Origin of the sequence: Amycolatopsis ponsaeliensis (genome assembly GCF_030182635.1) — a bacterium.
Taxonomy (GTDB): domain Bacteria; phylum Actinomycetota; class Actinomycetes; order Mycobacteriales; family Pseudonocardiaceae; genus Amycolatopsis; species Amycolatopsis ponsaeliensis.
In genome coordinates this window covers 60,752-78,218 of record NZ_JAPZLD010000018.1, presented here as the reverse complement: position 1 = coordinate 78,218, position 17,467 = coordinate 60,752, and the positions used below count along the sequence as shown (strand labels likewise).

General features: G+C 72.6%; 18 protein-coding genes. 12 read left to right on the top strand and 6 right to left on the bottom strand.

Annotated features, from left to right (window positions below; genetic code table 11):
* Positions 1–2 precede the first annotated feature (2 nt).
* From QQ657_RS26075 to QQ657_RS26045, 7 genes are read left to right on the top strand one after another with little or no spacing between them, the layout of a single operon-like run.
* Positions 3–803 (top strand): ABC transporter ATP-binding protein, encoded by an 801-nt coding sequence (locus QQ657_RS26075; RefSeq protein WP_284744878.1) that lies wholly within the window; start codon positions 3–5, stop codon positions 801–803.
* A complete protein-coding gene (locus QQ657_RS26070) occupies positions 796–1,638 on the top strand; it encodes an ABC transporter ATP-binding protein (RefSeq protein ID WP_284744877.1) in 843 nt (280 codons plus the stop codon). Before QQ657_RS26075 ends, QQ657_RS26070 begins: the two co-directional genes overlap by 8 nt.
* Positions 1,635–2,468, top strand: a complete 834-nt coding sequence (locus tag QQ657_RS26065; protein WP_284744876.1) for an alpha/beta hydrolase family protein — start codon at positions 1,635–1,637, stop codon at positions 2,466–2,468. The genes QQ657_RS26070 and QQ657_RS26065 overlap by 4 nt, the downstream gene beginning before the upstream one ends.
* Positions 2,465–3,625 (top strand): DUF4149 domain-containing protein, encoded by a 1,161-nt coding sequence (locus QQ657_RS26060; protein ID WP_284744875.1) that lies wholly within the window; start codon positions 2,465–2,467, stop codon positions 3,623–3,625. The genes QQ657_RS26065 and QQ657_RS26060 overlap by 4 nt, the downstream gene beginning before the upstream one ends.
* On the top strand, positions 3,622–6,282 hold the full coding sequence (locus QQ657_RS26055; RefSeq protein ID WP_284744874.1) for an aminotransferase class III-fold pyridoxal phosphate-dependent enzyme: 2,661 nt from the start codon (positions 3,622–3,624) through the stop codon (positions 6,280–6,282). Before QQ657_RS26060 ends, QQ657_RS26055 begins: the two co-directional genes overlap by 4 nt.
* The gene (locus tag QQ657_RS26050; RefSeq protein WP_284744873.1) at positions 6,272–7,033 is read left to right on the top strand and encodes an SDR family NAD(P)-dependent oxidoreductase; all 762 of its coding nucleotides are present in this window, start codon (positions 6,272–6,274) and stop codon (positions 7,031–7,033) included. Before QQ657_RS26055 ends, QQ657_RS26050 begins: the two co-directional genes overlap by 11 nt.
* Complete coding sequence (locus tag QQ657_RS26045; protein WP_284744872.1) at positions 7,030–9,873, top strand: aminotransferase; 2,844 nt, start codon at positions 7,030–7,032, stop codon at positions 9,871–9,873. The genes QQ657_RS26050 and QQ657_RS26045 overlap by 4 nt, the downstream gene beginning before the upstream one ends.
* Positions 9,874–9,879: 6 nt before the next feature.
* On the opposite strand, the gene QQ657_RS26040 is transcribed toward QQ657_RS26045, so the two are convergent.
* Genes QQ657_RS26040 through QQ657_RS26025 form a run of 4 tightly spaced genes read right to left on the bottom strand, consistent with a single transcriptional unit; the run spans position 9,880 to position 11,661 of the window.
* Positions 9,880–10,320, bottom strand: coding sequence for an SRPBCC family protein (locus tag QQ657_RS26040; RefSeq protein ID WP_284744871.1), 441 nt, complete (start codon positions 10,318–10,320; stop codon positions 9,880–9,882).
* A gap of 12 nt (positions 10,321–10,332) precedes the next feature.
* The gene (locus tag QQ657_RS26035; RefSeq protein ID WP_284744870.1) at positions 10,333–10,665 is read right to left on the bottom strand and encodes an ArsR/SmtB family transcription factor; all 333 of its coding nucleotides are present in this window, start codon (positions 10,663–10,665) and stop codon (positions 10,333–10,335) included.
* Positions 10,662–11,111, bottom strand: a complete 450-nt coding sequence (locus QQ657_RS26030; RefSeq protein WP_284744869.1) for an SRPBCC domain-containing protein — start codon at positions 11,109–11,111, stop codon at positions 10,662–10,664. Before QQ657_RS26030 ends, QQ657_RS26035 begins: the two co-directional genes overlap by 4 nt.
* 31 nt (positions 11,112–11,142) lie before the next feature.
* The gene (locus QQ657_RS26025; RefSeq protein ID WP_284744868.1) at positions 11,143–11,661 is read right to left on the bottom strand and encodes a GNAT family N-acetyltransferase; all 519 of its coding nucleotides are present in this window, start codon (positions 11,659–11,661) and stop codon (positions 11,143–11,145) included.
* A gap of 53 nt (positions 11,662–11,714) precedes the next feature.
* Here QQ657_RS26025 and QQ657_RS26020 point away from each other — a divergent pair, with 53 nt between their 5' ends.
* Entirely contained in the window at positions 11,715–12,272 is a 558-nt protein-coding gene (locus tag QQ657_RS26020; RefSeq protein WP_284744997.1) for a helix-turn-helix domain-containing protein, read from the top strand.
* A gap of 49 nt (positions 12,273–12,321) precedes the next feature.
* On the top strand, positions 12,322–12,963 hold the full coding sequence (locus QQ657_RS26015) for a DUF1345 domain-containing protein (RefSeq protein WP_284744867.1): 642 nt from the start codon (positions 12,322–12,324) through the stop codon (positions 12,961–12,963).
* Here the strand turns inward: QQ657_RS26015 and QQ657_RS26010 are convergent.
* Positions 12,950–13,915 carry an SDR family NAD(P)-dependent oxidoreductase gene (locus QQ657_RS26010; protein WP_284744866.1) on the bottom strand — a complete coding sequence of 322 codons (966 nt, stop codon included), beginning with the start codon at positions 13,913–13,915 and terminating at the stop codon, positions 12,950–12,952. The genes QQ657_RS26015 and QQ657_RS26010 overlap by 14 nt on opposite strands.
* A gap of 54 nt (positions 13,916–13,969) precedes the next feature.
* On the opposite strand from QQ657_RS26010, the gene QQ657_RS26005 reads away from it, so the two are divergent.
* The 3 genes from QQ657_RS26005 to QQ657_RS25995 all read left to right on the top strand — a co-directional run bounded on the left by QQ657_RS26005 (position 13,970) and on the right by QQ657_RS25995 (position 16,866).
* Entirely contained in the window at positions 13,970–14,425 is a 456-nt protein-coding gene (locus tag QQ657_RS26005) for a P-loop NTPase family protein (RefSeq protein WP_284744865.1), read from the top strand.
* Between the two features lie 229 nt (positions 14,426–14,654).
* Positions 14,655–15,260, top strand: coding sequence for a TetR/AcrR family transcriptional regulator (locus QQ657_RS26000; RefSeq protein ID WP_284744864.1), 606 nt, complete (start codon positions 14,655–14,657; stop codon positions 15,258–15,260).
* On the top strand, positions 15,244–16,866 hold the full coding sequence (locus QQ657_RS25995) for an acyl-CoA dehydrogenase family protein (protein WP_284744863.1): 1,623 nt from the start codon (positions 15,244–15,246) through the stop codon (positions 16,864–16,866). Before QQ657_RS26000 ends, QQ657_RS25995 begins: the two co-directional genes overlap by 17 nt.
* Here the strand turns inward: QQ657_RS25995 and QQ657_RS25990 are convergent.
* A complete protein-coding gene (locus QQ657_RS25990) occupies positions 16,863–17,396 on the bottom strand; it encodes a TetR/AcrR family transcriptional regulator (protein WP_284744862.1) in 534 nt (177 codons plus the stop codon). The two genes, QQ657_RS25995 and QQ657_RS25990, sit on opposite strands and share 4 nt — an antisense overlap.
* Positions 17,397–17,467 lie beyond the last annotated feature (71 nt).

Genomic DNA, 17,467 nt, shown 5'->3' with positions numbered 1-17,467 from the left:
CCGTGCTGCTCTCCATCCGGGACCTCGGTCTCACGGTGCCGCTCCCCCACGGCCCGCGCCGGATCCTGCGGGGTGTCTCGCTCGACGTCGAAGCCGGCGAAACCGTCGGCCTGGTCGGCGAGTCGGGATCCGGCAAGTCGACCACCGCGCGCGCGGTGCTGCAGCTCGTCCCCGAGGGTGCGCACACGACGGGGTCGATCTCCGTCGGTGGGGTCGACGTCTCCCCCGACGACCCCGCCGGTGTCCGTGCGATCCGCACCGAGCACGCGGCGATGATCTTCCAGGACCCGCGCTCGTCGCTGAACCCGGTCCGGCGGATCGGGGACTCGGCGACCGAACGGCTCGTCCACGTGCACGGGATCGCCCGCGCCGAGGCGACCCGGCGGCTGCTCGACCTGATGGCCGAGGTGGGCCTGCGGGAGCCGGACCAGCTGCTGCGCAAGTACCCGCACCAGCTCTCCGGCGGGATGCTGCAGCGCGTCTCGATCGCCGCGGCGTTGAGCACGAACCCTCGGCTGCTGCTGGCCGACGAGGCGACCAGCGCCCTGGACGTGACGACCCAGGCGGAGGTGCTGGCCCTGCTGCGGCGGCTGCGGCGCGAGCGGGGGCTGGCCGTCCTGTTCATCACGCACGACCTGCTGCTCGCCGGGGCGTGCTGCGACCGCGTGTACGTCATGCGGGAGGGCTCGATCGTCGACGAACAGCCGGGGAAGACGGTGTTCGTCGACCCCGCCAACCCCTACACCAGGGCACTGGCCGACGCGACGCCGCGCCTGCCGGAACGGGAGCACGGTCATGCCTGACGCACTCGTGGTGAACGGCCTCACCAAGACGTTCCCGGCGCGTCGCGGCGGGAAGGCGGTCGCGGCCGTCCGGGACATCGGGTTCTCCCTGCCCGCGGGTGGTTCCCTCGGTCTGGTCGGCGAGTCGGGGTCGGGCAAGACGACGCTCGCCCGGATGATCGTCGGCCTGGCACGCCCCGACGCCGGCACTGTCACCTTCGGCGGGCGCGACCGGAGCTGGACGGCCCGCGGCGGCAAAGCCCGGCTGGCCCGGGCGCGCGAGGCACAGATGGTGTTCCAGGACCCGTACGGCTCACTGGATCGCCGGCTGACGGTCGACCACGCCCTGCGGGACGTCCTGCGCAGGCACCAGCCGGGGCTGTCGCGGGCCGCGACAGCCGAGCGCGTCCAAGGGCTGCTGGACCGGGTCGGGCTCGATGACGAACTGGCCGGTTCGCGGCCGCACCAGCTCAGCGGCGGGCAGCGGCAGCGGGTCGCGATCGCCAAGGCACTGGCCGTCGACCCGGCCGTGCTGGTCCTGGACGAGGCCGTGTCCGCTTTGGACGTCTCGGTCCAGGCGCAGATCCTGGCGCTGCTGAACGAAATCCGCCGTGACTCGGGCGTGAGCCTGGTGTTCGTCAGCCACGACCTGGCCGTCGTCGCCGAGGTGACCGACCGGACGCTCGTGATGTACCGGGGCGAGGCCGTCGAGCACGGCGACACCGCCGAGGTCCTGCGCCGGCCCCGCCATCCCTACACCGAAATGCTGCTGTCGTCGGCTCCCGGGCCCGACTGGCAGCCCGAGCGGGTCGCCGAGCTGCGAGCCGCGTTCGAGCAGAGGAGTGCGCTCGCATGAGCACCGACAGACCATCCACCGCCGACTTCTGGAGCCGGGGCCGCACGCCCGTGTTCGCCTCGAAGTACGACCAGCGATTCAGCTACTGCCTCTACGTGCCGGAAGAGCTGGGCCCGCGGGCGCCGCTGGTCGTCGTCCAGCACGGGACCGAACGCAACTTCCTGCTCTACCGCGACCACCTCCGGTCCTTCGCCGACGAGCACGGCGCCCTCGTGCTGGCCCCGCTGTTCCCGGCCGGCATCGACGATCCCGCCGACCTGCACAACTTCAAGTTCCTCGAGTACCGGGGCATCCGGTTCGACCGGGTGCTGCTGGCGATGGTCGAGGAGGTCGCGCAGCGCTACCCGGTCGACCCCGAGCGGTTCTACCTGCACGGCTTCTCCGGCGGCGGCCAGTTCGCACACCGCTTCGGCTACCTGCACCCGGAGCGGCTGGCGGGCCTGTCCATCGGTGCCCCCGGCCGGATCACGCGGCTCGACGACACGCTGCCGTGGTGGCTGGGCACGGCCGACTTCGAGAAGCGCTTCGGCCGGGCGATCGACCTCGACGCGCTGCGCCGGGTGCCGGTCCTGATGGTCGCCGGCGAGGACGACGTCGAGACCTGGGAGATCACCAACCCGGGCGAGCCGAACTGGATGGACGGTGCCGAGAAGACCGGCGCCACCCGGGTCGAGCGGCTGCGGACGCTCGAACGCGACTTCGCCGCCCACGGCGTCGACGTGCGGTTCGTGCTGGTTCCGGGGGTCGCGCACCAGGCTTCGCCGGTGCTGCCGGTGGTCCGCGAGTTCTTCGGTGAGCTGATCGCGGCCCGTCGAGGTGAGAGCGCATGAGCGCGATCCTCGCCGCGGCCGTCGACGCCGACGTCGTCCCGCCGCTGTGGCGCCTGGTCACGAAGTTCGGCTACTTCGCCGGGCTGGCCGCCGTGATGGGGTCGACGCTCGTCCACTGGACGGCGGTCCGGCCGGCCCTGCGCGACGCCGATCCGGCCGACCGGACCGTCCTCACCGGACGGTCCACCCTGGTCATGGCGTGGTCGGGGGTGGTGCTGCTGGCCGCGCTCTACCCGCAGCTGGCGGGCAAGGCGGCCCGCGCGACCGACGGGATGTCCTTCGGTGACGGCCTCGCGCCGTCGGCGATCTGGGCGTACCTCACCGTGCCCGCGAAGCACGGCGCGTGGGTCTCCCCCGGCTGCCTGGTGCTCGTCACCTACGTGCTGTTCGCGGCGTCGGCGGTCCTGCCGATCCTGCTGTTCCGGCGGTCGCTGCGTGACCGCGCCGGGACGATCGCCGCGGTCACCTTCCCGCTGCTCGTCGTCGCCCAGCTGGTCACCGCGATCCCCGGCACCCTCGACGGGCAGACCGCCGACACGTGGACGATGACCGTGCTGAGCTACGCGCACCCGATCGCGGGCTGCACGTGGGTGGGCGGCATCGTCGCGCTGGTCGCGCTCGCCAGGGCCCGCGCCCGGCTGAGCGAGGCGGCCGGGCTGGTCTGGGGCCGGATCTGGCGGCGGTTCAGCGTGGCAGCCGAGGTCTGCGTCGGCGTCGTGATCGTCTCGGGCCTCTGGCTCGGCTGGAAGTCCGTCGGCTCGCCCGCCCAGCTGTGGGAGACGCCCTACGGCCGGTTCCTGCTGCTCAAGATCGCGTTGGTCGCGGTCCTGATCGGGTGCGGCGCGGTGAACGAGTTCGTGCTGCTCCCCCGGATCGCGCGGCTGCGGGCGGCCGGGGACACCCGCTCGGTGTTCGCGATCGCGGTCGGGCACTTCCCGAAGATCGTGACCCTCGAGGCCGTGGTGGGGGTCGCGGTGCTCGCCGTGGTGCCGTTCCTCAACGGCTCCGCCCGCGAACAGGCCGGCGGCACAGCCGAACCGCCGGCGACGGGCGCGCTGTTCACCGCGGTGTTCGTATTGCTCGCGACGGTCGTCGCGGCGTTCTTCGCCAACCTCAAGCTGCACGAGCGCATCGACCACCCCGAGGTGACGCGGTGAGCGTGCTCGAAGAGCGCTACGGCCTGCACGGTCTCGACACGACGGCGCTCGGCGGCGAGCTCGACGAGAACTCGGCGGTGCTGCTGTCCGACGGCTCCCGGGTCGTCGTCAAGGTCTCGCCGCCCGGCGCCGACGTGGCGCGGATCCGCTGGCAGCACGAGCTGATGCACCTCGCCGCCGCGGCCGGCCTCCGGGTGCCGCGAGTCCTCCCGGCGCTCGACGGCGACACCGTCGTGGTCCGGGACGGCCGCACGATCTCCGTCCAGACCTGGCTGGACGGCCGCACACTGTCCGAACTGGACACCCACTCGCCGGAGCTCCTGGAAGAACTCGGGGCTACGGCGGCAGGGCTGGTACGCGTCTTGGCCGACGCGCCCAAGCCACCCGATTCGGCGCCCCGGTACTGGGACGTGCTCCGGGCGGCGGAAGCGATCGGCGTCGAGGAACTTCCCGGGGCGTACGCGCGGGTGGTGGAGCGGCACGGGCCGTCGTTGCCGCGGGCGGTGGTGCACCAGGACCTCAACGACTTCAACGTCCTCGTCCGGCGCGGCCCGGACGGCCGGCACCACGTCAACGCGGTCCTCGACTTCGGCGACGCCCTGCACACCGCCCGCGTCGGGGAACTCGCGGTCGCCGTCGCGTACGCGATGCTGCGCAAGCCCGATCCGCTGGCCGCGGCCGCGGCGGTGGTGCGCGGATACGCGGCCGAAGGCGACCTCGAGGACGCGGAACTGGCGGTGCTCTTTCCGCTGGCCGCGGCCAGGCTGTGCGTCAACGCCGTCACCTGGACGCGGCGCGGCACCGCCTACGGTAACGAGCGGATGCGCCACACCCGGCCGACCATCGACGCCCTCGCCGCGATCCCGCCGGAACTGGCCGAGGCGGTGTTGCGGGAGGCCGCCGGGCGTGACGACGCTGTGCCCGCCGTCGTCGGGGCACGACCGGCGTTCCCGGACCCGCCCGCCGAAGTGTCCCCGCACCTCGCGCCCGAGGGCCGGGTGCGCCGGACGACCGTGCATGGGGAGTCCGCGACGCTACGGCTCGGTCTCGCCGTCGAGTCACCGGAACCGTTGACCGTCTGCACACCCCTGGACGCGGTGGTCGAGAGCGCCGAAGGAGCCTTGATCCTGCGTCACGGCGATGTCTGGTCGCGCTGGACCGGCGTCTCCGCGCCGGCCCGGGACTCCCTGGCCGCGGGCGAGCCGATCGGCCGCGGCACCCGGGTCCAGGTCGCCCTCTTCCGTTCCCTGGAGACGGCGTCGCGAGCGCCGGCCGGTCCGGTGACGCCGTCGCTGGCGGGAGCCTGGTCGCGTGTTTCCCCCGACCCAGCCGGGTTCCTGGGCTTGCCGCGAGGAGAGTCCACCTGGGACACGCGCCGGGTCCTCGCCGCCCGCGAAACCCACATCGCGCGGTCCCAGCGGTCCTACTACCGGCGGCCGATGACCCTCGTCGGCGGCGAAGGCACCTGGCTCTACGACGACCGGGGCCGCGCCTACCTCGACGCGATCAACAACGTCAGCCACGTCGGGCACGCCAACCCCCGCGTCGTCGCCGCGGCCACCGCCCAGCTGCGCAAGCTCAACACCAACAGCCGGTTCCTCTACCCCGGCATCGCCGAGTACGCCGAGCGGCTCACCGCGACCCTGCCGGCTCCCCTCGACGTCGTGTTCCTCGTCTGCAGCGGCAGCGAGGCCAACGACCTGGCCGTCCGGATGGCCCGGCAGGTCACCGGCCGTCGCGACGTCCTCGTCGTCGACGGCGCCTACCACGGCAACACCGGCGTGCTGACCGGGCTGAGTCCCAACCGGTACCAGGGGCCGGGCGGCACGGGACCCGACCCCACGACCCACGAGGTCGAGCAGCCCAACGGCTACCGCGGCCGCGTCGGCTACGACGACCCGGCCGCCGGAACCGCCTACGCCGCCGATGTCCGGCGTCAGGTCGAGCGGCTGACCGCGGCGGGCACCCCGCCGGCGGCGTTCCTCGCGGAGTCGGTGCTGGGCACGGCCGGCAGCGTCTTCTACCCCGGCGGCTACCTCGCCGAGGCCTACGCCGCCGTCCGCGCCGCGGGCGGGCTCTGCGTCGCCGACGAGGTCCAGGTCGGCTTCGGCCGCCTCGGCGACGTCTTCTGGGGCTTCGAAAGCCAGGGCGTCGTGCCGGACATCGTCACGATGGGCAAGCCGATCGGCAACGGCCACCCCCTCGCGGCCGTGGTGACCACCCGCGAGATCGCCGACACCTTCGACACCGGCATGAAGTACTTCAACACCTTCGGCGGCAACCCCGTCTCGTGCGCGATCGGCCTCGCGGTACTCGACGAGATCGCCGAACAGGACCTGCAGCGGCACGCCGCGGACACCGGACGGCACTTCAAGGACGTCCTCGACGCGGTCGCCGCCCGCCACGACCTGATCGGCGACGTCCGCGGGCACGGCATGTACCTCGGCGTCGAACTGGTCCGGGACCGGGCATCCCGGGAACCGGCCGCGGCCGAGGCACTGCACGTCAGCGAGCTGATGAAGGACGAAGGCGTGCTCGTCCACCCGACCGGCGCGGCCGGGAACGTCCTCAAGCTCAAGCCGCCGCTGACGTTCATCGCCGCCGACGCGGACCTGTTCGGGACCGTGCTGGACGAGGTGCTCGGCCGTGCCTGGTGACCCCTTCGGTCTCGGCGGCCGGGTGGCCGTGGTGACCGGTGCCGGCAGCCCGCGCGGGATCGGCTTCGCCGCCGCGTCGGTGCTGGGCGGACTGGGTGCGTCGCTGGTCGTGTCCGGCCACAGCGACCGCGTCCACGACCGGGTGGAGGAGCTGCCCACCGGCACGGCCGCTGTGGCGGGCGACCTGACCCGGCCCGAGACCGCGGAGGACCTGGTCGCGACGGCGCTGTCCCGGTTTGGCCGGCTCGACGTCGTGGTCCACTGCGCGGGCATGACCTCGGTGGTGGCCCCGGCACCTGATGGCTGCACGTTCGACGCCTGGCGCGCGGTGCTCGCCCGCGACCTCGACGCCGCGTTCCTGCTCGCCCAGGCGGCGTTGCCGGTGCTGAAGGCGAGCGGCGCCGGGCGGCTCGTCGTGGTGGCCAGCCTGACCGGGCCTGTGATGGCCATGCGGGGCGAAGTCGCCTACGGCGCCGCCAAAGCCGGTGTCGTAGGGCTGGTCCGCGGGCTGGCCCTGGCCGCCGCGGCCGACGGCGTCACCGTCAACGCCGTCGCGCCCGGCTGGATCGCCACCGGCTCGCAGACCGCCCGCGAACACGCCCAGGGCCTGCGCACCCCGCTGGGCCGCAGCGGCACGGCCGCCGAGGTCGCCGGCCTGATCGCCTACCTGTGCACCCCGTCCTCGTCCTACGTCACGGGGCAGTGCCTCGTCGTCGACGGAGGCAACTCGATCGCCGAGGAGCGCGCATGAGCACCTTCCACTTCGCCGAGCAAGAGGCGCTGGCGACGCCGAAGATCTCCGCCGCCGAAGCCGAAGCCCTGGCCCGCGAGCGCTACGGCGTCGACGGCATCGCCGAGGAGCTGGGCAGCCAGCAGGACGCCAACTTCCGGATCGTCGCCTCGGGCGGCACTTTCGTGTTGAAGGTGTCGAACCCGGCGTTCACGGCCGACGACCTGGACGCCCAGGACCGCGCGGCCGCGCACGTCGCCCGACACTGCGGGATCCGGGCGCCCGAGCCGGTGCCGGGGATCGACGGCCGCACCATCCAGCCCGCCGGGGAGTCCACTGTGGCCCGGCTGGTGACCTACATCGACGGCGACTCCCTCGGCGCCGCGCGCTACCTCGCCCCGCCGGTCGTGGCCGCGCTCGGTGAGCTGGCCGGGCGCACGTCCGCCGCGCTCGCGACGTTCGAGGGCCCGCTGCCCCGGCGTGAGCTGCAGTGGGACCTGCGCCACGCCCATGAAGTGGTGGCGAAGCTGGCCGAGTTCGTCACCGTCCCGGGTGGACCGGACGCCGCACGCCGAGCGGCGGACGCCGCCGCGACGGCGCTGGTGCCGGTCGCCGGCCGGTTGCCGGTGCAGGCGGTCCACGGCGACCTGACTGCGGACAACGTGATCGCGGCTCCCGGCGACGACGGCAGGCCGTACCCGGTCGGCGTCATCGACTTCGGCGACCTCACCCACAGCTGGGCGATCGCCGAACTGGCCGTGACGTGCTCGGCGCTGCTGCCGGACGCGGGCACCGACCTCTCGGCCGTGCTGCCCGCGATCCGTGCGTTCGGCCGCGTCCGGCCGGTCTCCGACGACGAACTGACCGCGCTGTGGCCCCTGATCGTGCTGCGGGCGGCGTCGCTCATGGTCAGCGGGCGGCACCAGGCGAGCATCGACCGCGCCAACGCCTACGCCGCTGCGAACCTCGAACGCGAATGGCGGATCTTCGCGGCCGCGACGTCGATCCCGCTCGCCGTCGGCACCGAGCTGGTCCGGTCGGCCTTGCGGCCCGCGACTTCCCGGCCCGCCGCCGTCGGCACGCCGATCGTGACCGGGCACGCCGCCCTCCTGGACTTGTCGGTCACGAGCCCACTGCTCCACAATGGACGGTTTCTCGCCGAGGACGCCGAGTCGCGCCCGCCCTCGGGTCTTTCGGTCATCCCGTACCTGCAAGCCCGGCTGACCCGCACCCAGCTCAACTCCCCGGTCGCCCCGGCGACGACCGGGCTCGGCGCCGAACTGCTGTCCGAGACCCCGTTCGAGATCCGCGCGCCGTGGCCGGGGACCGTCGAGGTGCACGACGACGCCGTCGCCCTCGGCGGCGCCGAGACCCTGTGGCTGACCGGATCGCTGCAGGACGTGGCCACCGGGACCGTGACCACGGGAGACGTCCTCGGCCGCGCGACCTCCGTCCGGGTCCAGGTCACCCGGCTCGCCGAGCGGCCACCGTTCTTCGTGACCCCGGCGATGGCCGAAGCGTGGGCACGCGTGTGCCCCGACCCGACGCCGCTGGTCGTCCCCGGCGGGCACGAGCCGACGGCGGACGACCTGCTCGCGCGCCGGGACCAGGCGTTCGCGCCGGTGCAGGAGCACTACTACGCCGAGCCGCCGCGGATCGAACGCGGCTGGCGGCGGCACCTGTTCGACGTCGGTGGCCGGTCCTACCTGGACATGGTCAACAACGTCTCGATCCTGGGCCACGGCCACCCTCGCCTCGCCGAGGCGATCGAACGGCAATGGCGGCTGCTCAACACCAACTCCCGGTTCCACTACCGGGCCGTGGTCGAGTTCTCCGAACGCCTCGCCGCGCTGCTGCCCGCGCCCCTGGACACGGTGTTCCTGGTCAACAGCGGCACCGAGGCCGTCGACCTCGCGTTGCGCTTGGCCTGGGCGAACACCGGCCGCCGCGACGTCGTGACCGTGCGGGAGGCCTACCACGGCTGGTCCGACGCGACGGACGCCGTCTCGACGTCCGTCGCCGACAACCCCAACGCCCTGGCGACCCGGCCGGGGTGGGTGCACCCGCTCGCCGCACCCAACACCTACCGCGGCCGGTACCGCGGCGCCGACGCCCACCGGTACGCCGACGACGCCGTCGCCCAGGTGGAACGGATGGCCGCCCTCGGGCACCCGCCGGCGGCGTTCCTCGCCGAGCCGTTCTACGGCAACGCCGGCGGAATGGCGCTGCCCGACGGCTACCTCGCCGCGGTCTACGCCGCCGTGCGCCGCACCGGCGGGCTGTGCGTCGCCGACGAGGTGCAGGTCGGCTACGGCCGGCTGGGCGAGCACTTCTGGGGCTTCGAACAGCAGGGCGTCGTCCCCGACGTCGTCACCGTCGCCAAGGCGATGGGCAACGGGCACCCGCTCGGCGCCGTCATCACGTCACGGGAGATCGCCGAGGGCTACCGCGAGCAGGGCTACTTCTTCTCTTCGGCCGGCGGCAGCCCGGTCAGCTGCGTCGCCGGCCTGACCGTGCTCGACGTCCTGCGCGACGAGGACCTGCAGGGCAACGCCCTCCTGGTGGGTGCCCAGCTGCGCGGGCGGCTGCTCGACCTCGCCGACCGGCACCCGCTCATCGGCGCGGTGCACGGCATGGGTCTCTACCTCGGCGTCGAACTGGTGCGGGACCGCGAGACGCTCGAACCGGCGACCGCCGAGACCGCGGCCATCTGCGAACGGCTGCGCGAGCTGGGCGTGATCATGCAGCCGGCGTCGGACCGCCTGTGCGTACTGAAGGTCAAGCCACCGCTCGGACTGACCGCCGCCGACGCCGGCTTCTTCGCCGACGCGCTCGACCACGTGCTGACGGAGGGCTGGTGACGGTGGTCAGTGCCAGTCGCCGATCGCCACGTCCTGCGGGTCCGGGGCGCCCTCCCCGGTCTCCAGGAGCTGTTTGAGGCTCATCAGGAAGATGGCCCACTTGGTGCTGCAGTGGTGCATGAACTCGCCGGCCTCGCGCCAGCCTTCGTGCTTGAACAGGACGATCGTGTAGTCGCCGCGCTGCTCGATGTCCCAGCGGATCGTCGTGCCGACCCATTCGGGCGGTCCGTCGACGACCTCCCAGCGGACGACCCGGCCCGGGTCGAGCTCGGTGACCTTCATGTCGAAGCCGCCGGCGGTGAACCGGAACGCGATGACGCCGCCGAGTTCGGTGTCCCCGACGGTCTTCCGGGCCCACCACGCGGACAGGCCGTCGAGGGTGGTGACCGCCTCGTAGACCTTCTCCGGCGACGACTTCTCGATGCCGATGCGGTGCAGGATGTCCATGGTCGTGCCTCTCTAGAGGTTCTTCTGGATGGTTTCGGCGATGCGCTTGATCCGGCGGAGCCGGGCGTCCCAGGCGGCGCCGACGTCGGCGAGCTGCGCGACGGCGCGGGCCAGCTGGGCTTCGTCGACGCGGTAGTGCTTCTCGCGGCCGGCGGTGCTCGCGTGCACGAGGCCGACGCGGTCGAGGACGGTGAGGTGCTTCGCGACGGCCTGGCGGGTCACCGGGAGGTGCTCGCTCAGGCTGGTCGCGGTGGCGCTGCCTTGGCTGAGGAGCAGGTCGAGCATGCGGCGGCGGGTGGGGTCGCCGATGGCCGACCAGAGGTCGTCGTCCACGGCGGTGCTCACGCGGTCGTCGTTCCGACCTTGACCGCGTAGCCGGGCAGGCGGGGCAGGAAGTGGTCCCAGCCGCTGACGTGGTCGGCGTACTCGGCGGCGATCTTGGCCTCGTCCCAGCCTTGTTCGCGGAAGCCGGTCTCGGTCATCCGGAGGCGGGTGCCGGTGGCGGTGGGTTCGAGCTCGAAGACGACGAGGAACGAGTTGCCGGTCGCGGCGGTCTCCCCGTCGGCGTGGGTCCAGCGGAAGGAGAACAGTTTCGGCGGGACGGCGTCGACGACGGTGAACCGCACCCAGCTGCCGCCGAAGCCGATGCGGCCTTCACCGCCGGGCTCGACGGGGTACTCGGCTTCGTCAGGCCACCACTCGCGCAGGTGCTCGGGGCTGCTGACGACGTCGAAGACGACCTCGGGGGTGGCGTCGATGTGGATCTCGCGGTCGAGCGTTCCGTATTCCATGCCTGCTCCTTGTGCAACGTTTGGTTGCGTGTCACGTTAGCCGTCCCGGCGGCGATGCGCAACCATTGGTTGCGTTCAGGTCCTTCTGGACCCAGGCGACGTCACGCCACGCGCCGTGCTTCCACCCCACCCGGCGATAGACGCCCGCCGGCTCGAACCCGAGGGCGCGGTGCAGGCCGGCGCTGGCGTCGTTCGGGAGCGTCATCCCGGCGAACGCGCGGCAGAAGCCGTTGTCCCGCAACCGTTCGAACAACGTCTCGTACAGCGCGCGGCCCGCGCCGGTGCGACGGCGGCCGCGTTCGAGGTAGATGCTCGTCTCGCAGGACCACCGGTAGGCGGCGCGTTCGGCGAACGGGTGGGCGTAGGCGAATCCGGTGATATGGCCGTCGTCTTCGAGGACGAACCAGGCGTGGGCGTCGTCGATCCGCCGGGCCATTTCGGCCACAGGGGGCGGTTCGGTCTCGAACGAGATGACGGTGTCGGTGACGTAGGGCGCGTAGAGGGCGGCGCAGGCGGCCGCGTCGTCGGAAGTGGCGTCTCGAATCGGCATGGCTCATATGGTAGCCAGAAGTGGTCGTATAGTATCAACCCATGACCGACCCCCTGACCGACCCCCTGACCGCTCGCCTGGCCACCACCGTGCACGCCGCGCGGACGTCCCACGGGCTCTCGGCGGCCGCGCTGGCCGAGACGTCCGGGGTGTCGCGGGCGATGATCGGCAAGATCGAGCGGGGCGACGTGCAGCCGACGGCGGCGTTGCTGGCGAAGCTGTCGGCGGCGCTCGGCATGACGCTCTCGGAGCTGATCGCGCGGGCCGAAGGTGACGAGCGGCGGCTGGTGCGCGCGGCCGAGCAGCCGGTGTGGGTGGATCCGGACACGGGCTACCGGCGGCGCGCCATCTCTCCCGCCGCCGGCCGCCCGCTCGAGCTGGTCGAGATCGAGCTGCCGCCGGGTGCGGAGGTGCCGTTGCTGGCGAGCGCGTTCCTGCACCAGCAGATCTGGGTGCTGGAGGGGCACCTGCGCTTCCGGGAAGGCTCCGAGGTGCACGAACTGGACGCCGGGGACTGCCTGCAGCTGGGGACCGCGTCCGAGCGCGTGTTCGCCAACCCGGGGTCGCTGCCCTGCCGGTATCTGGTCGCGCTGGTGCCTCGCGCCACCTGACCAGGTGATCCGGCGTGCCGTCGCACGCGGGGGCCGTTAGCTTCGCGCGGTGCGTCGTCTGCGGAGGATCTGGTACCAGTGCGCGGAGTTCCTGCTGGTGCTGCTGGGGTTGGGGTGGCTGCTCGCGCCGGACACGGGGCTGGACGTGGTGTTCCTGCTGGCGTGGGACGTGCTGGCGGTGGCGGTGATCGCGACCCGGTTCCTGCGGATCCGCCGCTATCGGCTCGCGGCCGACGCCGAACCGACGTGGCTGCACAGCCTGCTGGGACGCCGCTCGAGCTTCGCGGCGACGCTGCTGGTGAGCGTGGTCGGGATGTCGGCGGGCCTGCTGATCCTGGCGGCGAACGTGATCGCCGAAGAGGACGGCGAATACGCGACGGTGCTGCAGATCAGCGCGGTGCCGGCGGTGCTGGCGGCGTGGATCCTGCTGCACTTCGGGTACGCCGACCGCTACGCGCACCTGCACTACCGGGCCGCGCCGGCCCCCGGACTGCGATTCCCGGCGACGGAACGGCCGAACCTGCTCGACTTCGCCTACTTCGCCTTCACCGTGGGGACGTCGTTCGCGACGTCCGATGTGGAGGTTCAGGCGCGGCCGATCCGCTACACCGTGCTGACGCACAGCGTGGTGGCGTTCGTCTACAACACGGCCATCCTCGGCATCGCGGTCGGCGTGATCACCGGGAAGTAGCGTCGACGCCGGTGAGCTCGGCCGACAGCGCCCAGAGCCGCGCGGCCTGCTCGGGGTCGACGGCGTAGCCGCGGACGCCGACGCGGTGGCGGACGTCGGCGACGCCGTCCTCGTCGGGGGCGGGCTCGGCGACGTCGCAGTCTTCGAGGTAGACCCCGCCCAGGCCGTCGAGCCGGGGCGAGGTGGCGGCCCAGACCTGCGTGGCGGCACCGGCTTCGGGCGTCTTGAAGTAGCCGGTCGGGGTGCCGTGCTCGTCGACCCAGCCGTTGGCGCGCCACTCGTCCTGGGGGATGTGGCGCAGGAGGTTGGTCATGATCGAGCCGGGGTGCAGGGCGAAGGCCCGCACGCCGCGGTCGCGTCCGAGCCGGTCGAGGTGCACGGCGAACAGGACGTTGGCGGTCTTGGCCTGCCCGTAGGCGAGCCACCGGTCGTAGCCGTGTCCGAAGTGGACGTCGTCCCAGCGGATCGGCGAGAAGTGGTGCCCGCGCGAGGACACGGAGACGACGCGGGCGCCGTCGGCGATGGCCGGCCAGAGGTGGTTGACCAGGGCGAAGTGACCGAGGTGGTTGGTGGCGAACTGCGCTTCCCACCCGGGGCCGACGCGGGTCTCGGGACAGGCCATGACACCGGCGCTCCCGACGACGAGATCGAGACGGCGGCCGGTGCCGAGGAAGTCGCGGGCGAAGGCGCGGACGCTGTCGAGGTCGGCGAGGTCGAGTTCGCCGACCTCGGCGTTCGCGGTCTCGGCAAGGGCTTCCTCGGCCGCGCCGCGCCGCCGGGCGGGGACGACGACGTGGGCGCCGGCGTCGGCCAGGGCGCGGGTGGTCTCCAGGCCGATGCCGGAGTAGCCGCCGGTGACGAGGGCGAGCTTGCCGGTCAGGTCGATGCCGGCGAGAACCTCGGCCGCGGTGCTGGTGGCGCCGAAGCCGGAGCCGATCTTGTGCTGCGTCATGACGTCGACGGTAAGAGCTGGAGTGCGCTCCAGCGCAAGCGCGAGAATGACGGTGTGGAGCGGGTGCTGGTGCTGGGGTGCGGCGGGTCCGGGAAGTCGGTGTTCGCGCGCCGGCTCGGGGCGCGGACCGGGCTGCCCGTGGTGGAGCTGGACAGCGTGTTCTGGCCGGTGGGGTTGTCCCGCCCGGCCTGGGTGGCCCGGCAGCAGGAGCTGGCGGCGGGACCACGGTGGATCCTCGACGGCGACCTCGGGCCGTACGACGCGCTGGAGGTCCGGGCCGCGGCAGCCGACACGGCGGTGCTGCTGAACCTGTCGCCGCTGCGGTGCGGGTGGCGGGCGCTGCGCCGGGGTCGTGAGCGGTGGGATTTCTGGTCGTGGTTGCTGACGTATCGCCGGCGGTACCTGCCGAAGGTGCGGCGGGTGCTCGCGGCGTCCGATGTGGACGTGGTGGAGCTGCGGTCGCCGCGGGCGGTGGAGGGGTTCCTCAGTCGCGCAGGTCGAGCGCTTTGACGGAGGAGCCGAGCCAGGCGGCGCGGCCTGAATGTCGGCGACGGACCTCGTGTCCGAGCCGTCGACCGCAAGCTGGGCCGCATCGACTGGGTGCACCGGGACGGGAACGTCACCGAATTCCGGTTCCGCTCGGCACTGCGCGGGCGCCGACGTCGAGGCTGAGGTCCGGGGCGCCAAGCGGCTCCTGGAGCGTTGACTGAAGCAATGAATCAGTGCTTCACTTCTTGACGTGCCCTACCGTCGCACCCCGAAGGTCCAGGAACGGCTCGATGCCCAGCGCGAGACGATCGTCGCCGCGGCGACCGAACAGCTCGCCGAGCACGGCTACGGCGGCTGCTCCGTCTCCGCCGTCGCCGAACGGGCCGGCGTGGCCGTCGGGAGCGTCTACCAGCACTTCCCCACCAAGGCCGACTTGGTCGTGCACGTGTTCCGGCAGGTCGTGACGCGGGAGGTCGACGCCGTCCGGGCCGCGTCCGCCCAGCCCGGCGAACCCGCCGAACGCGTCCTGGCCGTCTTCGAGACCTTCGCCCAGCGCGCCCTCAAAGCACCCCGTCAGGCCTACGCCCTGCTCGCCGAACCGGTCGACGCGCGGATCGATGCCGAACGGCTCGAGTTCCGGCGGGCGTTCACCGACGTCGTCGCCGAGCACGTCGCGGCCGGGGTCCAAGCCGGCGCGCTGCCGCCGCAGGATGGCCGGCTGACCGCCGCCGCGCTGGTGGGTGCCGCCGCCGAAGTCCTGATCGGCCCGTTGACCAGCGGCAACGCCGGTGACGTCGCCGAGCTCCGCACGTTCGTCATCCGCGCTCTAGGAGGTTCCGATGTCCACCACGCATGAGGTCACCAACCAGGTCCCGCCGCTGCAGGGCCACGACGTCGCCGACGACCCCACGCTGCTGGCCGGGCTCGAGCGGGCCGGCGCGGACTGGGCCTCGGACGAGCTGCACGAGCTGGGCCGCCTCGCCGGGAGCGAGCAGGCCCAGGAGTGGGGCCGCGTCGTCAACGAGAACGAGCCGGTCCTGCGCACCCACGACAGGTACGGCCACCGCATCGACGAGGTCGAATTCCACCCGTACTGGCACGACCTGATGACCGTCGCGGTCTCGCACGGCCTGCACGGCACGCCGTGGCAGGACCCGCGCGAGGGCGCGCACGCGGCCCGGGCGGCGAAGTTCTACGTCTGGGGCCAGGTCGAGGCCGGGCACAGCTGCCCGATTTCGATGACCTACGCGGCGATCCCGGCACTGCGGGCCAACCCGGAGCTGGCCGCGCGGTACGAGCCGCTGCTGGCCGCGACCGAGTACGACTTCGGGCTGCGGGAGCCGAGCACCAAACGCGGCCTGATCGCGGGCATGTCGATGACCGAGAAGCAGGGCGGCTCCGACGTCCGCGCCAACACGACCACCGCGACCCCGAGCGCCGACGGCAGCTACACCCTCGTCGGGCACAAGTGGTTCACCTCGGCACCGATGTCGGACATGTTCCTGACGCTGGCCCAGGCACCCGGCGGGCTCTCCTGCTTCCTGCTCCCCCGCGTCCTGCCCGACGGCTCGCGCAACCCGATCCGGCTGCAGCGGCTGAAGGACAAGCTCGGCAACCGCTCCAACGCGTCCTCGGAGATCGAGTACGACCACGCCGTCGGCTGGCTCGTCGGCGAGGAAGGCCGCGGGGTGCGGACCATCATCGAGATGGTCAACAACACCCGCCTGGACTGCACTCTCGGCAGCGCGTCCGGCATGCGGCTGGGCGCGGTCCGCGCGATCCACCACGCGACCCACCGGCACGCCTTCGGCAAGGCGCTGGTCGACCAGCCGCTGATGGCGAACGTGCTCGCGGATCTCGTGGTCGAGTCCGAAGCTGCGACGACGGTGGCGATGCGGCTGGCCGCGCCCGGCGACCGGCGCGACGACCAGCAGGAGCAGGCGTTCCGGCGGCTCGGCCTGGCCGTGTCGAAGTACTGGGTGTGCAAGCGGGCCCCGATGCACGCGGCCGAAGCCCTCGAATGCTTCGGCGGCAACGGGTACGTCGAGGAGTCGGGCATGCCGCGGCTCTACCGCGAGGCGCCGCTGTCGTCCATCTGGGAAGGCTCAGGCAACGTCGCCGCGCTGGACGCGTTGCGCGCCATGGGAAAGCAGCCGGAGTCGGTCGCGGCGTTCTTCGCCGAGGTCGAGCGGGCGGCCGGCGGCGACGCGCGGCTCGACGACGCCGTCGACCGGGTCCGCAAGGAGCTGACCGACCTCGACGCGATCGAGTACCGCGCGCGGCGGGTGGTCGAGGCGATGGCGCTGGTGCTGCAGGGATCGCTGCTGGTGCGCCACGGCCACCCGGCGGTCGCGGACGCGTTCTGCGCGTCCCGCTTCGGCGGCGACTGGGGCATCGCGTTCGGCACCCTGCCGGCCGGGGTGGACACCGGCGCGATCATCGACCGCGCGGCGGTGCGTTAGCGCCCGAGTGCGTCCAGTGCCCCAGCGACCGCCGCGGCCTTGAGCTCGTCGACCGGGGCGTCGGGGAACTGCATGCAGACGTCCTGCAGGCCGCCCAGCGCGAGGATGGCGCGCGCCTGCTCCGCGAGGGTGGGCTCGGGGCTGCAGATCAGCTCGGTGAGCCGGGTCCGCCAGGCCAGTACCCGGTCGATGAGTCCCAGGTCGGCCAGCGTGGGCATCTCGGCCAGCAGCATGATCACGTCCGCGCGGTGGCGGTAGTTGAAGTCGAAGAACCCTTCGATCAGCTCCCGCACCGGCGCGTCCCCGCGCGCTTCCTGGGCGAGGAGGAAGTTCTCGCCGTCGTCGAGCATGGGCTGGACGATGCTGCGGACGAGGTCGTCGCGCGAGGGGAAGTGGTAGTAGAGCGCGGGCTTGGTGATGCCCAGCCGGTCGGCGATGTCCTGCAGGCTGGTGCGCTGCACCCCTTGGGTCGTGAAGAGGTCGCGCGCGACGTCGAGGATGCGCTGCTTGGTGTCGGAGGGTTTCGGCACACCCCCAGCATAACTGACTTAACGATAGGTAAGGATCCGTGGTACAACTTACCTACCGTTAAGTCAGGGAG